1 protein-coding gene is annotated in these 640 nt (G+C 62.7%); it reads left to right on the top strand.

Features of this window, described 5'->3' with window-relative positions:
- Positions 1-136: 136 nt before the first annotated feature.
- Positions 137-640 (top strand): recombinase family protein (locus AC2JF9_RS08170; RefSeq protein ID WP_500726803.1); only part of this gene is annotated, 504 nt, incomplete at its 3' end.

Below are 640 nucleotides of genomic sequence, written 5' to 3'. Positions count from 1 at the left end.
GAGGATTGCTCTCGCGCCGGAGCGTGTGCTCGCCTGTCGATCGTCGATGAACTCGCGGACTCTTTCCCCGTCCTCGCTGGCGAGTCACAATGGCTGCTGACTCTGATGGCGGACGAGTTGGTGAGGATTATGGTGGATGACTGAAGCAGTGTCGCACCTAATGCCCGCCTGCGCCTATGTTCGCGTGAGCACGCGGAGGCAGGCCGAGCACGAGACCTCGCTCGCGGAGCAGGAAGGCGGCATCGCCCGAGCCGCGGCAGCGGCGGGCTACGAGGTCATCAAGACCTATGTGGAGCCCGGCCGCAGCGGCATGAATGACCGTCGCCCGGTCCTCCAGCAGATGATCGCAGATGTGTGCGCCAAGCCTTGCCGCTTCGAGGCCGTCTATGTCTACAACTTCTCCCGCTTCTTCCGCGACGAGTATGAGTTCGAAGGGTATCGCCGCCGCCTGGAGAAAGCGGGTGTGAAGCTCATCTCCGCGACACAGGATATCGGAGACGGCCCCCAAGCTCGCATTTTTCGCAGTTTCCTCACCACCATTGATGCCGTCAGCAGCGAGATCAACGCCGAGCAGGTCAAGGTCGTCATGAAGGGCAATGCCGAGGCCGGCTTCTGGAACGGATCAGGGCCTCCGCTCGGC

This window comes from Lactobacillus sp. C449L (assembly GCF_059900815.1).
The sequence above is the reverse complement of the archived record's forward strand: the minus strand, read 5'-3'. Positions and strand labels throughout refer to the sequence as shown.